This window comes from Lacihabitans sp. CS3-21, assembly GCF_024343675.1.
GTDB lineage: Bacteria > Bacteroidota > Bacteroidia > Cytophagales > Spirosomataceae > Leadbetterella.
The window spans coordinates 1-19432 of the sequence record NZ_RJUD01000012.1 but is presented as its reverse complement, the minus strand read 5'-3'; the positions used below and the strand labels follow the sequence as shown (position 1 = coordinate 19432).

At 35.7% G+C, this 19432-nt stretch carries 18 protein-coding genes; 9 read left to right on the top strand and 9 right to left on the bottom strand.

The features are described 5' to 3' along the window. Positions 1 to 57: 57 nt before the first annotated feature. From EGI24_RS09200 to EGI24_RS09185, 4 genes are read left to right on the top strand one after another with little or no spacing between them, the layout of a single operon-like run. Positions 58 to 2250, top strand: a complete 2193-nt coding sequence (locus EGI24_RS09200; protein ID WP_255048084.1) for a glutamine synthetase III — start codon at positions 58 to 60, stop codon at positions 2248 to 2250. After that, positions 2250 to 2786 carry a hypothetical protein gene (locus EGI24_RS09195; protein WP_255048083.1) on the top strand — a complete coding sequence of 179 codons (537 nt, stop codon included), beginning with the start codon at positions 2250 to 2252 and terminating at the stop codon, positions 2784 to 2786. Before EGI24_RS09200 ends, EGI24_RS09195 begins: the two co-directional genes overlap by 1 nt. Further along, positions 2767 to 3474: a 16S rRNA (uracil(1498)-N(3))-methyltransferase gene (locus tag EGI24_RS09190; RefSeq protein ID WP_255048082.1), complete on the top strand. Its 708-nt coding sequence runs from the start codon at positions 2767 to 2769 to the stop codon at positions 3472 to 3474. Before EGI24_RS09195 ends, EGI24_RS09190 begins: the two co-directional genes overlap by 20 nt. Further along, the gene (locus EGI24_RS09185; protein ID WP_255048081.1) at positions 3471 to 4133 is read left to right on the top strand and encodes a DUF4159 domain-containing protein; all 663 of its coding nucleotides are present in this window, start codon (positions 3471 to 3473) and stop codon (positions 4131 to 4133) included. The genes EGI24_RS09190 and EGI24_RS09185 overlap by 4 nt, the downstream gene beginning before the upstream one ends. Here the strand turns inward: EGI24_RS09185 and EGI24_RS09180 are convergent. From EGI24_RS09180 to EGI24_RS09165, 4 genes are all read right to left on the bottom strand, one after another. Then, positions 4127 to 5062, bottom strand: coding sequence for a hypothetical protein (locus EGI24_RS09180; protein WP_255048080.1), 936 nt, complete (start codon positions 5060 to 5062; stop codon positions 4127 to 4129). The genes EGI24_RS09185 and EGI24_RS09180 overlap by 7 nt on opposite strands. Before the next feature lie 66 nt (positions 5063 to 5128). After that, a complete protein-coding gene (locus EGI24_RS09175; protein ID WP_255048079.1) occupies positions 5129 to 6559 on the bottom strand; it encodes an MBOAT family protein in 1431 nt (476 codons plus the stop codon). Between the two features lie 5 nt (positions 6560 to 6564). After that, entirely contained in the window at positions 6565 to 7830 is a 1266-nt protein-coding gene (locus EGI24_RS09170) for a dihydrolipoamide acetyltransferase family protein (RefSeq protein ID WP_255048078.1), read from the bottom strand. 8 nt (positions 7831 to 7838) lie between these two features. Further along, positions 7839 to 9089 carry a competence/damage-inducible protein A gene (locus EGI24_RS09165; RefSeq protein WP_255048077.1) on the bottom strand — a complete coding sequence of 417 codons (1251 nt, stop codon included), beginning with the start codon at positions 9087 to 9089 and terminating at the stop codon, positions 7839 to 7841. Positions 9090 to 9203: 114 nt separating this feature from the next. Between EGI24_RS09165 and EGI24_RS09160 the strand changes: the two genes are divergently transcribed. Both EGI24_RS09160 and gldC read left to right on the top strand, forming a co-directional pair. Further along, positions 9204 to 9920, top strand: a complete 717-nt coding sequence (locus EGI24_RS09160; protein ID WP_255048076.1) for a DUF4197 domain-containing protein — start codon at positions 9204 to 9206, stop codon at positions 9918 to 9920. A gap of 30 nt (positions 9921 to 9950) precedes the next feature. Then, on the top strand, positions 9951 to 10301 hold the full coding sequence (gene gldC, locus EGI24_RS09155) for a gliding motility protein GldC (protein WP_255048075.1): 351 nt from the start codon (positions 9951 to 9953) through the stop codon (positions 10299 to 10301). Between the two features lie 60 nt (positions 10302 to 10361). Here the strand turns inward: gldC and EGI24_RS09150 are convergent, their stop codons facing one another. Next, complete coding sequence (locus EGI24_RS09150; protein ID WP_255048074.1) at positions 10362 to 11990, bottom strand: S8 family peptidase; 1629 nt, start codon at positions 11988 to 11990, stop codon at positions 10362 to 10364. A 389-nt stretch (positions 11991 to 12379) separates the two neighbouring features. Between EGI24_RS09150 and hisG the strand changes: the two genes are divergently transcribed. Together hisG and hisD are read left to right on the top strand one after the other, a co-directional pair. Beyond that, positions 12380 to 13237, top strand: coding sequence for an ATP phosphoribosyltransferase (gene hisG, locus EGI24_RS09145; RefSeq protein ID WP_255048073.1), 858 nt, complete (start codon positions 12380 to 12382; stop codon positions 13235 to 13237). A 3-nt stretch (positions 13238 to 13240) separates the two neighbouring features. After that, the gene (gene hisD, locus EGI24_RS09140) at positions 13241 to 14503 is read left to right on the top strand and encodes a histidinol dehydrogenase (protein WP_255048072.1); all 1263 of its coding nucleotides are present in this window, start codon (positions 13241 to 13243) and stop codon (positions 14501 to 14503) included. Here the strand turns inward: hisD and EGI24_RS09135 are convergent. From EGI24_RS09135 to EGI24_RS09125, 3 genes are all read right to left on the bottom strand, one after another. Continuing rightward, on the bottom strand, positions 14492 to 15676 hold the full coding sequence (locus EGI24_RS09135; protein ID WP_255048071.1) for a thiolase family protein: 1185 nt from the start codon (positions 15674 to 15676) through the stop codon (positions 14492 to 14494). The genes hisD and EGI24_RS09135 overlap by 12 nt on opposite strands. Positions 15677 to 15840: 164 nt before the next feature. After that, a complete protein-coding gene (locus EGI24_RS09130; RefSeq protein WP_255048070.1) occupies positions 15841 to 16269 on the bottom strand; it encodes a thioredoxin family protein in 429 nt (142 codons plus the stop codon). Between the two features lie 83 nt (positions 16270 to 16352). Beyond that, positions 16353 to 16697, bottom strand: a complete 345-nt coding sequence (locus EGI24_RS09125) for a hypothetical protein (RefSeq protein ID WP_255048069.1) — start codon at positions 16695 to 16697, stop codon at positions 16353 to 16355. Between the two features lie 244 nt (positions 16698 to 16941). Here EGI24_RS09125 and EGI24_RS09120 point away from each other — a divergent pair, with 244 nt between their 5' ends. Continuing rightward, positions 16942 to 17562, top strand: coding sequence for an inorganic pyrophosphatase (locus EGI24_RS09120; RefSeq protein WP_255048068.1), 621 nt, complete (start codon positions 16942 to 16944; stop codon positions 17560 to 17562). A gap of 46 nt (positions 17563 to 17608) precedes the next feature. Here EGI24_RS09120 and EGI24_RS09115 read toward each other — a convergent pair whose 3' ends face one another. Then, positions 17609 to 18592: a pyruvate dehydrogenase complex E1 component subunit beta gene (locus EGI24_RS09115; protein WP_255048067.1), complete on the bottom strand. Its 984-nt coding sequence runs from the start codon at positions 18590 to 18592 to the stop codon at positions 17609 to 17611. Between the last annotated feature and the right edge of the window lie 840 nt (positions 18593 to 19432).

Below are 19432 nucleotides of genomic sequence, written 5' to 3'. Positions count from 1 at the left end.
AAAACAAATGCTTATTTTGCTTCAAATATAAAAGGTACAGCTCATAAATTAACAAATATGTCAGAACTAAGATGGAAAGCGATTGATGTGGCACAAAACCGCGTCATTCCAGTTATCCAAATTCCCGAAGGCAAAGTAACTGATTTCTACGGTATTCATACTTTTACAGATGAAGCCATGAAAACACTTCTTTCGCCTGATGCTTATAAAAAGGTATCTAATGCAATTAAAACAGGCGACAATATAGAAGGCAATGTAGCAGACGAAGTTGCTTCGGCTATGAAGTCTTGGGCAATCTCAAAAGGTGCAACACATTATACCCACTGGTTTCAACCGCTCACGGGTGGAACTGCCGAAAAACACGATGCCTTCTTTGATATTTCGTTTGATGGTCACGCCATAGAAAAATTTAAAGGAAGTGCTTTGGTTCAGCAAGAATCAGACGCCTCTTCTCTTCCAAATGGTGGAATAAGAGAAACTTTTGAGGCACGTGGTTACACAGTTTGGGATCCAAACTCACCTGCTTTTATTAGCTACAACAGCTCCGGAACAGGTACACTTTGTATTCCTTCTATTTATTTCTCTTACACAGGAGAGCTTTTAGATGCCAAAACACCATTATTGAACTCCTCTATTGTATTAGATAAGGCGGCCACTTCCGTAGCCAATATTTTTGATAGAAATGTGGAGAAAGTAACGGCAACTTGTGGCATTGAGCAGGAATACTTTTTAGTTGACAAAGCTCTTTATCACTCTCGCCCAGACCTAATCATGTGTGGAAGGTCAGTTTTTGGCCATTCACCAGCTAAAGGTCAGCAGCTTGAAGATCACTATTTTGGTTCTATCCCTCCAAGAATCAACGCTTTTATGGTTGATTTTGAAATTGAAGCTCTAAAAATAGGCATTCCTGTTAGAACTCGCCACAATGAAGTGGCTCCTGGGCAGTTTGAAGTGGCTCCGACTTTCGAAGAAATAAATCTCGCTTGCGATCACAATATTCTTTTGATGGATGTAATGAAAAAGACAGCTCAGAAACACAATTTTGAGGTGATGTTTCATGAGAAACCATTTGCAGGTATAAACGGAAGTGGAAAACACAACAACTGGTCGATAAAAACGGACACCGGAGTCAACCTATTAGGGCCTAGTACAAAGCCAAAAGAAAGTCTGAGGTTTGTGACATTTTTGGTAAATATCGTTAAGGCCGTTCATGATCATGCAGACATGTTGCGTGCAACTGTTGCCACAGCAGGAAATGAGCACAGACTTGGAGCGAATGAGGCTCCTCCAGCCATTATTTCTGTGTTTTTAGGCACCGCCATGACGAAAGTTTTGGAAGATATTGAAAACAAGGAGATTATAGAAATTGAAAAAGGTGAAAATGCCTACATCAAACTCGGTTTGAATCGAATTCCATCTGTTTTGTTAGACAATACGGATAGAAACCGAACTTCTCCTTTTGCTTTTACAGGAAATAAGTTTGAGTTTAGAGCAGTGGGTTCTTCTGCGAACTCTGCAACTCCCATGATGGTTTTAAATACCATTGTGGCTAAACAATTGGAATCTTTCAGAAAAGAATATGATTTAGAAAGAGAAAAGGATCCATCTAAAAAAGAAGGAATCATCTTGAAGATTCTTAAAAGATATATCAAAGAATCGAAAAATATTCTTTTCGAAGGAAATGGCTATTCAAAAGAGTGGGAAGACGAGGCCGCAAAAAGAGGCTTATCAAACATTAAAGATGTTCCTAAAGCTCTTGAAGCCTATATTTCTGACCAAACCGTGGAGCTTTTTGAAAACATGAAAGTGCTGAATAAAAGAGAGTTGCATGCAAGGTATGAGATTAGACTAGAGAATTACATCAAGAAAATTCAAATAGAATCAAGAGTTATCGGAGATTTGGCTCAAAATCATGTGGTATCTACAGCCATAAAGTATCAGACTAGACTTGTGCAAACGGCTAAGTCATTGATAGACATGGAGATGAAAGAAGAAGCGGAACCTATTTTGAATATAATCAGGGAAATATCTAAGCATGTAAATGTAATTTCGAAGAATGTAAAAGATATGACTGAGGCTCGTAAAAAAGCGAATAATGAAGAGGAAATAAAAGAAAAAGCGAATATTTATTCCAATGAAGTGAGATCGTTTTTTGACGTGATTAGAAAGAGTGTAGATAAATTAGAACTCATCATTGACGATGAGGATTGGCCATTAACCAAATATAGGGAACTTTTATACATAAGATAATGAACGACGGATACAAAGAAGAGGAAATCGAACAGCTAAAAGCTGAATGTGAAGAAGAGGAACAAATTTTTGTCTTGGTAGAAGACGAAGAAGATATGTCCGATGAAAATGAGTTTGCTCATTTTCAGTTTGTTGGTAAGCACGAAGGCAAGGAAGTGATTTATGATGCACTTTTGAGCACATTGTCGTTGCATCACAGTAGTTTGTTGTATGAAGAGGCTGAGACAAAAGTGGCTAAACTTTACAAAGACTATGTGCCTTTTGAAGATCGGGTAGAAGGCTCGAAAGTAAATGAGGAAGCCGAGCAGATGATTGAAGAACTTATTGAAGAAATGGAAGACGAGGAAACTGTGAAAGTGGCCGAATTCTGTGAGATTGATATGGACTTTGAGTATGGTATTGGTTTAGATGTTGCATTAAATGTTGAGGAAATTACGGTTGAGGTTATTGAGAAATTTATCAATGATTTTAACAATGGTACTTTAAAATTAGATAAGACAGCCTACAGCTTTAAGCATGGATTCGACGAAGATTGATTTTTTGTTTTACAGTCCAGAAATTGAAAAAAGTAAATGTCTTGATTCCGTAGATTCCTTGCATGCAGTAAAGGTTCTCAGGAAAAAACAAGGTGATATTATTCAAGTAACCAACGGAATTGGGGGTTGGTATCGATGTTCGATATCAGACCCCAATCCTAAAGCTTGTAAATTCGATATTATTGACTTCGAGAAAGATTATAAAGCTCCTAAAAGAAGAATATTTGTTGGGATATGTCCGACAAAAAACGCAGATAGAATAGAATATTTTATCGAAAAAAGTGTTGAAATCGGCATTAGTGGTATATTTTTCATAAAAACACAACATACCTACCCTAAAAAAATCAACTTAGAGCGTTTTAAGAAAATAGCCATTTCAGGAATGAAACAATCTCTGAAAGCATATATGCCTGAAATAAGTGAAATGGTCAGTTTTAATAGTTTTTTGAAAGAAAGTAGTCGTTTTTCTCAAAAGATGATTGCACATTTGGATAATCAAGCAACGGAAATCACCAAAACAGACTTGAATGCTGAATTATTGATATTAATTGGCCCTGAAGGTGATTTTTCCAAGGAAGAACTTAAATTGGCCAAAGAAAATAACTTTAAGACCGTTACGTTAGGTGAAAACAGATTAAGAACTGAGACTGCAGGAGTCGTAGCAGTAAGTATTTTGAATTTATTATGATAAGAAAGAATGTTTTTTTAGTAATAGTGATTTTGATATCATTTAGCTCATTTTCGCAAGTGTATACTGTCAAAGTGGCTAAATTGAAATATGGCGGTGGTGGCGACTGGTATGCTAACAAAACCTCCATGCCTAATCTGATAAATTTTTGTAATAAAAATCTGAAGACTAATCTGTTTCCAGAGGAAGATATCATTGAACCTGGAGATAAAAAAATTTTCCAATATCCGTTCGTTCACATGACAGGCCATGGTAATGTGATATTTAATGAAGGCGAAGCAAAAAATCTTAGAAATTATTTATTATCGGGTGGTTTTCTACATATTGATGACAATTATGGACTGAATCAGTTTATCAGAAGGGAAATGAAAAAGGTCTTTCCAGAACATGATTTTGTCGAAATTCCATTTTCTCACCCTATCTATCACCAGAAATACCAGTTTAGCAAGGGTTTACCTAAAGTTCATGAACACGATAATAAACCACCACAGGGCTTTGGTATATTTCACGAAGGTAAATTGGTTTGCTTCTTCAGCTATGAATGTGACCTAGGAAATGGCTGGGAAGATGCATCGGTTTACAATGATTCTGAGAGTGTAAGACAAGAAGCATTAAAAATGGGAGCTAATTTGGTTCAATTTGCTTTCTCAAATTACTGATAAATTTCCTGCATTATTTTCTTGCCAACTACAGGTTTGAAGTGAGATCCTTCATAATAATTACCCAAATAGTTGGTCAATTCGTTTTTGCCTGAATAGTCATAGACATTGTTTTTGCCGAAATATTTCTCTAATAAAGCTTTATCCTTTAAGTTATAAACCCTTTGATCATAAAGTGGTGCAATAATAACTTTGTAGTTGGTTTTATTTCTTTTAAAGGCGTCTGCTACAAGCTCCAAATCCTTTAAATGATGCTCCTTGATACTTTTCTCATACATTTTAGGATTTTCTGGTTTATGTGGAAACCAATCATTTTTATAATAGGACAAAGAGTCTTTCTTCAGCAACTCGATGTTTTCTGGAAAAAGAAAATCATTATTTGGTGTGGTATAAAAGTACTTAAACTTAAAAAATTCATCCATGTAAGGACGAAATGTTTTGAATATTTTCAAATCGAAAAATGAAACGAAATACTGCTTTTTAAAAAACGCTTTAAAAAAAATCAAGTGATATTGAAAGACATTCGAAGAATCTTCCCACCGATAATCTTTTAGGTGAACGATGGATTCAGACTTTTCGAAACTTTCGTTAAAAGTGTCATTATCAACTACTAAAATGGCATTTGATATTTTGTTTCCTTGCTTCTCAATATATTTAACTTTCCCGGCTATTCCAGAAATGTTGTCATTGAAAGCATCAAAATGATAAGGTTTTGGGTCATTTATAAAACTAGACCAATCTTGAGTGAGAAATGCACTTGATCTAGAACTGCCGAAAATAAATGAGCTGAAATTATATTTTTGGTTGTTTTTTAAGAAGGTTTCCGTACTGATTTTATTCCTATTGTAGGTTTTCAGATAGTTACTTCCGTAGGCATCATAGCTGTAGATTACATGAAATGGATCAAAAACAATATAAGTTATTATCAAAAACCAAATTGGGCTCCCGAAAATTAAAAGTCTTATAATGAATTGTTTAAAAGTGAATTGCATGCCTTAAAACTGGAAATAGATGAATTGAACCTCCCCGAAATAACCGTAAGTAATTATAAAGAACAAAAAGAAATAATAGATGCTCCAACGCTGCCATTTAGGTCTATTTTCAACCCAACGACCCATACCTTGTTTGTTTTGCATTCTGTGAACGAACTCTAGAATCAATATTCCTATTAGAACCACGATTAGATTTTGAGTACCGATAAGTGCGATGATTTCTTTAAAACTGTGACTGCTGCTAGCAAAAATGTTTTTGATAACATATTTAGCATCGGAAAACTTGGTGGCTCTGAAAAATATCCACGCAAATACAACCAGGGCGATTGTTATGATATTTTGTAATATGGCACTGAGTTTATTTCCAAATAGTCCAAAAAATTTGGTTTGAAAATTCTTTGTCAATTGTCCCATTATCTGGTAAAATCCATGTAATGCTCCCCAAATGACGAAATTCCAGCTGGCCCCATGCCAAAGTCCGCTGACCATGAATACCAGAAAAAGATTAAAATATTTTCTAAAGGTATTCACTCGGTTTCCTCCGAGCGGAATGTATAAATAGTCTCTAAACCAAGTAGATAGAGAAATGTGCCACCTTTTCCAAAATTCAGAAATGCTCTTTGCTGCATAAGGCCTATCAAAGTTTTTCATGAGTTTAAATCCCATCACTCTAGCAGAACCCAAAGCAATGTCCGAATAGCCCGAAAAATCGCAGAATATTTGAATAGAATAAAATAAGGTGGCTATCAAAAGCGGTGTACCTTGGTATTTGCCCAAATCGCCATAGACCTGATCTACAAATACACTTAAATTATCTGCAATGACAACTTTTTTAAACATTCCCCAAAGCATAAGTCTCAGACCAGATTTTACACGATCATAGTCAAAGTCAAACTTTTCATAAAACTGGTGCAACACATTCTGAGGGCGTTCAATTGGCCCAGCTACCAACTGTGGATAAAACATTACATATAAGGCATATATACCAAAATTTCGTTCTACTTTTTGATTGCCTCTATACACTTCAATGGTATATGACATAGCCTGGAAAGTGTGAAAAGAAAGTCCTATCGGCAAAATAAAATGCCAAAGTGGATCATAATGCGTTTGGTTTATTTTGTAACTAACCGCATTAAAATTGTCAATTATGAAATAGTAATATTTAAAAAGAGCCAGTACACCTATGTTGGCAACTAAACTCGTTGCCAAAGCCCATTTTCGTTTTACTCCCTGTGTTTTGTGTATCCAAATACCTGCATAATAGTCGATTATGATAGTAAATAAAAGAATAAATATGTATTCCCACTTAAAAAAAGCGTAGAAAACACAACTTGAAGTCAACAATAACATCCATCTGTATTTGTATGGAAATACAAAAAAAAGGAAAGTTACTATTGGGAAGAAAAGTATGAATTCGAACGAGTTGAAAAGCATATCTCTTAATTTAAGACTCTTTTGGTATCAAAGTTTTCAAAAAAGTCAGACACTTCTTTCAGAAATAAACCACCCAAAGAGCCATCAACCACCCTGTGATCAAACGAATGAGAAATCACCATTTTTTGTCTAATGCCGATTAAGTCGCCTTCTGGTGTTTCAATTACCGATGGCAACTTTCTGATAACACCAAATGCCATTATGGCCACTTGTGGTTGCATAATTATGGGTGTGCCAGATAAATTTCCGAATGTTCCAATATTGGTAATGGTATAAGTTCCGCCAGATAATTCTTCTGGCTTGAGTTGGTTGTTTCTTGCTCGTTTAGCCAAATCATTGACTTTTACTGCCAATTGGCTGAGAGAATATTTATCTGCTTGATGGATGACAGGTACAATCAAATTTCCATTCGGTAAAGCCACTGCCATACCTATATTAATGTCTTTTTTGTAAATGATATTTTCGCCGCTAACCTGAATATTTATGCCTGGATATTTTTTGATGGCATTGACCACAGCCTCAATTAAAATAGGGGTGAAAGTGAGGTTTTCTTTAAATTCTTTTATGAAACTGTCTTTGATTCTCAATCTCCAATTTACCACTGACGTCATGTCAGTCTCCATAAATGAGGTCACATGCGGAGAAATGGCTTTCGACTCCAGCATTCTTTGCGAAATCATTTTTCGCATTCTGTCCATTTCTACAATCTGATCTTCGCCCGTTCTACTAATTACAGGAGCCTCAGATACAAATGTTTTTGGTTGCTTTTTGGAATTCAGAAAATTAAGAATATCATCTTTGGTAACTCTCTTTTCGAATCCAGTACCTTTGATATTATCTAGTTCAGCTTGGGAAATATTTTCTTTTTTTGCAATATTTAGTACCAAAGGAGAATAAAATTTGGTATTAGTGCTGGCCACTAGGCTTGGAGAAGTAATGACTTCCTCAAAGGCTTTTTCTATTTGCTCCACATATTCATCCTCAATAATAGCAGGAGCTTTTTCTGTAGGTTTCGAAACAACAGCATCGCTTTCGGTCTCTATTTCACAAATTGGCCTACCTATTAGTGCCACGTCACCATCGTTAACCAAGAATTTGGTAATGTAACCACTGTGCGAAGAACCAATTTCAGTGTCAATCTTATCGGTGGCAACTTCCAAAATCATATCGTCAATTTCCACATGGTCGCCTTCGTTGACCAACCATTTCAGAACCGTACATTCAAAAATACTTTCACCCATGCTGGGCATTAATATCTCTACTTTTGCCATAAATATCTTTACTTACCTTTGGTTAATATTCTTAAAAAATTAAGAGCAGCTTTGGCACTGTATTCTATATTTACAATTCTGATTTTGCCTAGGCTTAGTTTTTTTGTTAATGTTTGTTTTCCGTCAGTGACTGCTAACCAAACTGTTCCGACTGGTTTTTCATCTGTTCCCCCATCAGGTCCAGCTATTCCACTTGTTGCAATTCCATAGGTCGTTTTCATAACATTTCTAACGCCTTCGGCCATTTCAATAACAGTTTGTTCGCTTACTGCCCCAAATTTAGTTAATGTTTCTTGTTTTACCTTTAAAACATCCATTTTTGCTTCGTTTGAATAGCTCACTACTCCCCCCATAAAATAAGCCGAACTTCCAGGAATAGAGGTTAACAAATGGGACAAATAGCCTCCAGTGCAACTCTCCGCAACACTAAGCGACGTTCCACTTTCATTTAATATTTTTCCAACAGATTTCTCAATCTCTTCATTTTCAAAACTAAAAATGTGTTCTTCTATTAATGGAATTAGCTTATTAACTTCGAGCTGTATTTGTTCTTCTACTTTTGATCTGTTCTCACCCATTCCAGTCAATCTCAATTTTACCTCCCCAAAGCTCGGTAAATAGGCCAGTTTGATATGTTCTGGTAAGCTATCTTCCCAATTCTCTATTCTTTCTGCTAAAAATGATTCTCCCAGACCTATCGTCCTGATTATTTTATGAACAATTTCGGGTAATTCAAATTTTGATTTTATTCTTGGTATAACTTCATTACTTATCAAATATTTCATTTCCAGCGGAACTCCTGGCATGGAGACAATCACTTTTCCATTGTGTTCAAACAACATTCCAGGGGCTGTACCTGTGGCATTGTGCAAATAAGTGCATTGAGAAGGTATTGCTGCTTGTTGTCTATTAAGTTCGGTAAATGGCCTTCCTCTTTTCTCGAAAAAGCCTCTAATAAACTCTTCAGCATGGGGGTTGATTACCAACTCATCATTGAAATATTCTGCCAATGTTTTTTTTGTAATATCGTCCTTAGTTGGCCCTAAACCACCAGTAATCAGCACAATGTCAGCTCTCTGAAGACTTTCGTCGAGAATGTTCAGGATTTGTTGTTTTTGGTCGCCAACCGAAGATTTTCTGATTGTTTTTATACCGATTTTATCTAATTCTTCCGATATCCATTTTGAGTTGGTGTCAGTTATTTGCCCATAAAGTATTTCATCACCAATGGTTATTACTTCGGCATAAATTATTTTCATCTAAAAAAGTTTATTATTTGCTGTTACAAAATTCATTAATTTTGCGTTCAAATACAAAGACGTCCGAATTTCTCCAAATAAAAGGACAAATCCAATTATATAAAATTTACATAAATGAAAAAATTTGCATTGCTTTCGATTTTCTTTTTATTCGGTTTGATTTCTTGTGGTCAGAAATTAAATTTTGGGAAAATCGTAAATTCTGTATTAGCAGGTGCCCCCCTTACCGAAGCAGAGGTAGGAGAGGGACTAAAGGAGGCTCTTTCTGTAGGGATAAATTTGGGAGCCGACAAAGCCTCTGCCATCGATGGCTACTTTAAAAATCCAAAAATTAGAATTCCGTTTCCTCCGGAAGTTCAAAAAGTAGAGACTACCTTGAGAGGAATTGGCCTTGGAGGAGAGGTAGATAAGTTTATTTTGGCTCTAAACAGAGGTGCTGAAAATGCCGCCCAACAGGCCAAGCCTATTTTTATTTCCGCCATTAAGCAGCTAACCATTAGAGATGCCATAAATATTCTTAGAGGGGAGAAAGATGCTGCAACACAGTTTTTGAAAAGAACTACTTCAGCTCAACTAATACAAGCTTTCGAACCTCACATGCTCAAATCGTTGGAAAATACCAATGCCACTAAATATTATAGTGATCTAGCAAATGTGTATAATAAAGTGCCATTTGTTTCAAAAATCAATCCAGACCTCAAAGGGTATGCCACTCAGCGAGCTGTAGACGGTTTGTTTTTGCTGGTGGCAGAAGAAGAAGCCAAAATTAGAGAAAATCCACTAGCAAGAACCTCAGAGCTACTTAAAAGAGTTTTTGGAAGTAACCAATAATCAGTATTTATTAATCAGAATAGAAATAAAATGTTAAAATCAGAAATTAATTTTACGATAGACTTGGACCAAAGTAGGATTCCCGAGAAAATTTTTTGGGACGCTACTGAAAATCCAAACGAAGGAATAAACGAAACAAAAGCGATATTTATCAGCATTTGGGATCATTATCACAAAGGTCTTTTAGGTATAAATCTTTGGACAAAAGATATGCCGGTGGACGAAATGGGACATTTTGCAGTTGATATTGTAGGTAATCTTTCACAAATGCTAAAAGATTCCACCCAAGACCCAAAGATGATATCTATTTTGGAAGATGCATGTAAGCAAATGACCAACCATCTGAAGGAACAGGAAAAACAAGATCAAGGAAAGAATTAAGTAATGTTCTGGATATCAAAAAAGCTTCATCATTGGAGCTTTTTTGATTTTATTGGCTGCCTAGAGTTTAATAAACCTCTTAGTATGCATTTTATCTGCAACCTGGACTTTTATACTGTATGTTCCCGAGCCAAATTTGGACAGGTTTGTCCTAAACTCGTCCATTGTAATTGTATTTTCAAAAATACGTCTTCCATTCAGGTCAAATACTTCTATATGCTGATTATCAGAAATTTCAATCCCATTAATTTTAATTTTAATGGCTTGCTCATTATTTATCGGGTTTGGAAAAATGACTGTTTCTTCAGAATAATTTTCAATAGCCAATAGGTTTTGAGCAAGTTCCACAAAACGTTTATAACTTGGAATTCCGTACCCGATTTTATTATCTGGTGTTTCGTATTTACTAGCCGATTTTATCAATAACTCTCTAATTTTCATCGCACTATATTGAGGAAACTGTTGCTTTAAACTTGCAACCATGCCAGCAATTAGTGGTGAGGAGAATGAAGTTCCTGAAGAAGAACTTGCATTCGGGTTGGAAATTGCAACAGTAGTTTGAGACCCACGAGCTGAGACTTCTGGTTTTAAGGTATTCTTTGCGTTGGGTCCGGGAGAACTGAAACCTACCGTATTTCCTATCGCATCCACAGCTCCAACCGAAATTACGGAGTCCGCATCAGCGGGCGTAACAATGTGATTCCAACTATTATTACCTTCATTTCCAGCAGAATTGACCACAATAATGCCTCTTGCTACAGCATAGTCAGCAGCACGGGCTGAAATTGTTTTGTCACCGTTGAGGTCTTCGAACTTATAATCTGTTGACGGGTTGTCAAAAGAATAATACCCTAGGGAAGAGTTTATTACATCTACACCTAAGCTGTCGGCATTTTCAGCTGCAAATAACCAGTAAACTTCTTCTATCCTTGTTTCAGAACCTACATCTTCAGTTTTGTAAAGAGCAAAATCAGCATCTGGTGCAGTTCCTACTAACTGAGCATTTAACTTAGCTCCAATACAACTCATAGCAGCTGTTCCATGCCAGTGGGATTCAAATACAGTTGTATCGTTTGAAACAAAATCATAAGTTTTTACGATTTTTTTTGCCGAAAATAGATGTTTAAAAGCATCCATCGTTTGGGCTTTGTCGAATCCAGCATCAAAAACTGCAACCAAAACGCCTTTTCCTGTAAAACCTTTTTTATGCATTTCCTCCACACCCAATTGTTGTATTTGGTTCAGTGAGTTTCCATAGTTAAATTCTTCATAGCTGCCAAATTTATCGATTGTACCCGTCATCTTGGAAATTGTAGCCACTTTGGCACCTCTGATGTCTTGGTTGCCATCTATATTTTTTACAAAATCTAGTTTGCTAATCTTAGCTAAAATTTCAGGATTTGTTTCAATCAAAACTGCATTGAGCCACTTGGATGTGCCAATTATTTTTGCACCAGCCGTTTTTAATTGATTGATATAATTTAGGTTGACAGGAATATCTAAAGAATTGATAGCTATATTTTGGTTTTTACGTCTATCTATGGAGCGTTTGGAGAGGAATTTCTCTGGAGCGGATATACTAAAAGTAGAATTCGATTTATCTTTCAGATAAACAAAATAGCGATTTTGGCTATTTACAAAAGAAGTGGAAAGGAGATTGAGAAAACAAAAGAAAATAATATTCTTCATTCAAATCTAAATTAATTATCCAAAAATAATAATTAATCGATGTAAATGAACAAAAATTAACATAAACTCAATCCAATATCCAGATAGCTTGAACTTGGGCTTTTTAGAAATTCATTATGCCAAAAAAAACTAGGCTAAGAATGAGCATTAGATTAAGGATTTTGAACCACCAGTGATTGATAATTGAACTAGGCGTTTTTGCCTTGTGATAGTTTAATTTAAGGTCTTTCATTTCATTATATTTTATTAGGATGCACAACTTGCGTTAAAGATATTTATACTATTTGAATTTTCAAAAATAATTGAAAGAAAATATTTTCTTTTTTATAAATTACTTTGACAATTCAGAACTAATTTTGTGCCAGAATATAACATTACAGGGGATTTTAATGCAGAATATAAGAATAGCCATACAGAAATCTGGTAGATTGAGTGAAGATTCAATAGATTTATTTAAAGAATGTGGCATAAAACTGGACATGGGCAAGGGTAGGCTCAAATCCATTTCTTCCAACTTTAATGCAGAATTTTTGTTCTTAAGAGACGATGATATTCCAGGTTATGTAGAAGACGGGGTAGCTGATTTAGGAATTGTTGGAGAAAATGTTTTGGTGGAATCTGCCAAAAAAGTTAACCTTGTGAAAAGACTAGGTTTTTCGAAATGCAGACTTTCAATCGCTATTCCAAGAGAGGATAGTTTTGATGGTCCTATGTCTTTGCAGGATAAAAGTATTGCAACGTCTTATCCAAAACTTTTGGGTAAATACCTAAAAGAAAATGGCATTAAAGCCAATATTCATGAAATCAGCGGTTCGGTTGAAATAGCTCCATCCATAGGTTTAGCTGATGCCGTTTGCGACATTGTGAGTTCTGGAAGTACTTTATTGAGCAATGGCTTAAAAGAAGTTCAAGAGATATTCAAGTCTGAGGCTGTATTGATTGGGAATAAAAATCTTTCTGTAGAAAATAAAAGCATCTTAGAAAAGATTCTTTTCAGAATTAATGCAGTACAAAAAGCACAAGACAACAAATATATATTGTTGAATGCTCCCAACGAAAAACTACCTGAAATTATTAACATCATAGCTGGTATGAAAAGTCCAACTGTTATGCCATTAGCGGTAGAAGGCTGGAGTTCAGTACATTCGGTATTGGAAGAGAAGGCGTTTTGGGAAAAAATTGAGGCTTTGAGAAATGCTGGTGCACAAGGAATTTTGGTGATTCCAATTGAAAAAATGATACTTTAATAAATGAATATTTTTGAGTTTCCAAGTAAAGATCAGTATGCCGATATTCTCAAACGACCAACTTTAGCGTTCGATGAAATAGAGCAAAAAGTTAGACCCATCATTCTCGAAGTTAAAAATAAAGGTGATGAAGCGTTGAGGAAATATGCTCTAGAATTTGACAATATTCTTATCGATAATTTTAGAGTTGACTTACCTGAAATTCAAAATGCGGGTGAATTGCTAGATGCGGAGCTTAAAAATGCCATAGATCAAGCATTTGAAAACATTTATACTTTTCACAAAGCCCAACAAATTACAGAAAGTGTATTAGAAACCATGCCAGGCGTAAAATGCTGGAGGAAAAGCGTGGGTATTGAAAAAGTGGGCATATATATTCCTGGTGGCTCAGCTCCTTTGTTTTCTACAGTTTTGATGTTGGGTATTCCCGCCTTTATAGCTGGTTGTAAACAAGTGGTGTTGTGTTCGCCTAGCAATCACCCCGCTATTTATTACGCTGCCCATAAATGCGGAATTATCGATGTTTTCAGAGTTGGTGGTTCACAAGCCATAGCAGCCATGGCATTTGGAACTGATACCGTGCCAAAGGTGTACAAAATTTTCGGACCAGGAAACCAATATGTAACCTCAGCCAAACAATTGGTTAATCAGTTCGGAACAGCCATTGATATGCCGGCTGGACCGTCAGAGGTAGCTGTATTAGCTGACTATAGAGCAAATCCTGCTTTCATTGCTTCTGATTTGTTGTCACAGGCTGAGCATGGCCCTGATAGCCAGGTAATCCTTGTTGCAGATGATTTAGCTATCATTAAATCAACTTTGATAGAGGTAAAAAAGCAATTAGAAAATCTTCCAAGAAAGGAAATAGCAAAACTTGCTCTTGAAAACTCAAAGGCTATTTTGGTTGAAAATATGGAAATAGCGGTAGATATACTCAACGAATATGCAGCAGAGCATTTGATACTTCAAGTGGAAAATCCAGAAGATATTGCTGAGAAAATTATCAATGCTGGCTCTATATTTTTGGGTGATTATACACCAGAATCTTGCGGAGATTATGCCTCTGGGACAAACCATACTTTGCCAACCAACGGCTATGCAAAAGCTTATAGCGGAGTCTCTTTGGATAGTTTTGTCAAAAAAATTACCCTCCAACAAATAAGTAAAGAGGGTATTAAAAACCTAGGTCCTATCGTAGAAATAATGGCTGAAGCAGAACAATTGTTTGCTCATAAAAATGCAGTGACTGTTCGATTAGAATCGTAGATTCTCAACAATAATTGCACTCGCACCGCCACCTCCATTACATATAGCCGCCATACCATATTTGGCTTTCTGATTTTGTAAAACGTTGAGTAGCGTAACCAAGATTCTCGCTCCGGAGCAGCCAAGTGGATGGCCAATGGCTACTGCTCCTCCAAAAATATTCAATTTGTCACTGTCTATGTTAAAATGCTTGGCAAATGCCATTGGAACGACTGAAAACGCTTCATTTACTTCAAAGAAGTCTATGTCAGTTATGCTTAGATTTGCTGAATTAAGGGCTTTTTCGGCTGCAATTATTGGTGCTGTAGTGAACCATTCAGGCTCTCTTGCCCCATCTGCATAGGATACAATTTTAGCCAATGGCTCAAGGTTATGTTCTTTTAAATAATCCTCCGATACAAGAATCAATGCGGCGGCTCCATCATTAATCGTTGATGCATTGGCTGCAGTAACAGTTCCATCCTTACTAAAAACAGGTTTTAGACTTGGAATTTTCTCAAAATTCACTTTTTTAAATTCCTCATCCTCAGTTATTAAAGATACATTTCCTTTCTTATCAGTAATTTCAATAGGAGAGATTTCAATGGCAAAATTTCCATTTGAGGTATTTAAAGCAGCCTTTTTATAGGAATTTATAGCAAACTCGTCTTGCTCTTCTCTCGAAATGTTGTAGGCCAAAGCCGTTGCATCTGCAAAACAACCCATTGCTTTTTGTTGATAGACATCTGTTAAACCGTCTTTTGCAAGACCGTCAATCAAAACGCCATTTCCATATCCATAACCATATCTTGCTTTTTCTAGATAAAACGGAATTTGTGACATATTTTCCATGCCACCAGAAATGACTACATTATTTTGCCCCAAAGCTATACTCTGAGCTCCCAACATGGTAGCTTTCATTCCAGAGGCACAAACTTTATTAATGAGTGTTGTTGGGACTGAATTGGGCAAACCAGCTCCTAATGCTACTTGAGTGGCGGGAGCTTGGCCTAGATTTGCTTGGACAACAGATCCAAAGTATAGCTCATCAATTTCTGCTGCAGCTATTTTAGAATCATTTAAAGTATTTTTAACAATATCAGCTCCGAGTTTTACAGCTGAAACATTTGAAAAAACTCCTCCGAAACTACCGATGGGTGTGCGTTTGGCGGCTACGATATATACCTCCTTCATATTTCTTTTAATTTGACCCAAATATAAGCTACGTACTTAGTTTTTTGAATGCAGATGTTAATATTTAAAGAAAATCTCTCTAGTTGAATAGTAAAATCACCAAATTGAACACAAAAAAAGGAGCAAACTTTAGCTTACTCCTTCAATATTCTTAACAATATAGATCAAATAGATGATTTCTTCTTTTGTTGCGTTTGCTCACCAATTTGAATTAATTGTTCAGTGCTTTTATAACCCAAGGCCTGATTTACAATTTTTCCAGTTTTAGGGTCAATAAAGAAAAGCGTCGGATAACCTCTTACAGGGTATTTCATACCCAAGGCAGGCCCTTCACCTTGCTCCATATCAATTTTTACATTAATAAAGTTTTCATTAAAAAACTCTCCTACCTTTTTATCTGGAAAAACCCTTGCTTGCATAGATTTACAAGGTCCACACCAGCTGGTGTAAGCATCCATAAATATTATTTTGTTTTCAGCTTTTGCTTTCTGAAGTGCTTGATTCCAAGAGGTTTTTTCAAACTTTATTCCAGACTCTTGAGAAAATGCAGAAACTGACAATCCCAAGAATACCAATACAAAAATGTTTTTCATCGTTAATTTTTAAATTTCTATTTCTAAAACGCTAATCAGGCAAAAATTAAACCAATATTTGATTTGTTAACACTTTATTAACTTTAATCATAGTCTTCATCTTCATCAGATCTTTTTGAACCACCTACTCTCATGGTGTCTAAGTCGGTGTATTTATCCTCATAGTCATCTTTAATGTCTTCTTTCAGATTGCCCTCTTCGTCATAATCGGTGTCATCCTTAATGATTTTCTGAGCTTGTACATTGGTCATTCTAATTAGATAATATTTATCATCCGTTTCGAATGGCAAAGCACTCACATACTTGCCATCTTTGTCTGTGAATCTTATCAAATGCTCTGAAAATCCATTTGGATAGAACAATTTTATTCTTTCTTGCATATCATCTGAAAGCTTCGAATAATCTTTGATGGCCTTAGGTTTGTTCATATTTTTAGTTTTAGAAAAACGTTAGATTGGATTAAAGTCTCAAGAAATATTACATTCAAATAAATCTTACAGTTCAATTCAAACACTAAAATCGTGCAAAATTTAATTTAAGTCCAAATATTTTTCAATTTTTAATTGAGTTTACGTTCAAAACCGTAAAAAAGTTGTTTTGGTTTTAATATTTATATTTTTAATTCCTGATTTTAGCCTGATTGAAGATTATATTTGCAAAAAAAAATACAGAATGAAACCAGTATATAAAGCACATCCTTGGCATGGTATTTCGGTTGGACCAGACGCCCCTGAAGTCGTAACGACGTTTATAGAAATAGTACCTTCAGATACCATTAAATACGAAATTGATAAAGAATCAGGATTCTTAAAAATAGATAGACCACAAAAATATTCTAATATCGTTCCAGCTTTGTATGGATTTATTCCGCAGACCTATTGTGGTGATAAAGTGGCAGAGTTTGCAAGAGAAAAGGGTGCAACAAGCATTAAAGTGGGTGATGGGGATCCTTTAGATATTTGTGTGTTATCGTCGCATCATATACCTCATGGCGATATATTATTACAAGCTAAGCCAATTGGCGGATTTTGTTTTATTGACAAAGGTGAGGCCGACGATAAGATAATAGCAGTATTAACAGGCGACCAGATTTACGGCAACTTTAACGATATTTCTGAATTGCCTGGTGGTGTTATTGAAAAGCTAAAGCATTATTTTCTAACCTACAAAAATCTGCCAGGAGAACCTCAACATTGCGAAATAGCATATGAATATGGTAAACAAGGAGCTGGAGAAGTCATTAAAAAATCAATGGAAGATTACAGGGATTTGATTTTTAATCCACTAAAATAAAAAAAAGGAGCGAATGCTCCTTTTTTTATAGTATTTATCGTAAATATTATTTTTTGTATAAAACCTTTTTTACAGCGTCAATCGTCCTAGCCACGTTTGGCAAAGTAGCCTCAATTAGCGTAGGAGCGTAGTGTAAAGGAATATCCATGTTGTTAACTCTGATAACCGGAGCATCCAAATGGTCAAAAGCATATCGCTGCAAATGATAAGTTATTTCTGATGAAATAGCAGCCAATGGCCAAGCTTCTTCTACAACTACACATCTGTTGGTTTTCTTTACAGAATCTACAACTGTTTGATAATCAATAGGTCTTACTGTTCTAAGGTCTATCAATTCAACACTGATTCCATCTTTGGCAAGTTGCTCGATTGCTGGTAAAACCACTCTAGGAATCATTTTTCCAAACGATACAATCGTAACATCTTTTCCTTCCTGAATTATGTTGGCTTTCCCAATTGGCAATATATATTCGCCATCTGGAATCATTCCTTTGTCACCATACATTTGTTCAGACTCCATGAAAATAACGGGGTCATTGTCACGAATAGATGCTTTCAAAAGTCCTTTACATTCATATGGGCTAGATGGTACCACAACTTTAAGACCTGGCGTATTGGCAAACCAATTTTCGAAGTTTTGAGAGTGTTGAGCTCCTAATTGTCCAGCATTACCAGTTGGACCCCTAAACACGATTGGGCAAGAATATTGACCAGCAGACATGGCCATTATTTTGGCTGCACTGTTGATAATCTGATCTATAGCAACAAGTGAAAAGTTGAAAGTCATGAATTCAATAATCGGACGACAACCATTGATAGCAGCACCAACACCTATACCAGCAAAACCTAGTTCAGCAATTGGCGTGTCGATAACTCTTTTGGGTCCAAATTCATCCAACATTCCTTGACTGGCTTTGTAGGCTCCATTGTATTCAGCTACTTCTTCACCCATTAAGAATATTGTTTCATCACGACGCATTTCTTCTGACATCGCTTCCTTTACAGCATCTCTAAATTGAATTTCTCTCATTTTTGGCTTATAAATAATTTAATTTTGGGCAAAGACCCCAATTGCTTGACAAAAATAGTAAGCTATTGTCAATTTCCGAAATCTATTTGTAGAATTGCGTGATTTCATTTATTTATTTTTGTTCGGTGTAAGATTTTGGTGGTTAAAATAAACAATTTGATGTTTCCATAATAGAAATGATGAATTTGTAAATCCATTATAATTGTAAGGATTGCAATTTTTATGCGAGTGAGTATATGCAGACTGATGTGACCCTTTCAAGGTTTTTGTTTTGTTCTTTTTAATTCCGAAGGAATTTGATTTTTATAAAAAGAGAATTTTGATGTGAATGTACGACCCCTACAGGGTCGATTACTGACTATTCTGGTGGATTTTTATAAACATATGACCCCTTCGGGGTCGAATTCTTTACATTGGATTGTTTTATCATAAACATTTGACACTTTTTTCAAGGTCTTTTTTATATCACTTTGTCGATTCCCATTCCGAAGGAATTTTTTTTTATATGACGCGTTCGGGGTCGAATTCTTTACATTGGATTGTTTTATCATAAACATTTGACACTTTTTTCAAGGTCTTTTTTATATCACTTTGTCGATTCCCATTCCGAAGGAATTTTATTTTATAAAAAGAGAATTTTGATGTAAATGTACGACCCCTTCGGGGTCGAATACTGACTATTGTGATGGATTTCTATAAACATGTGACCCCTTCGGGGTCGAATACTGACTAATTTGTTGGATTTATATAAACATATGACTCCTTCGGGGTCGAATACTGACTATTCTGTTGGTTTTTTATAAGCATATGACCCCTTCTGGGTCGATTTCTTTACATCGG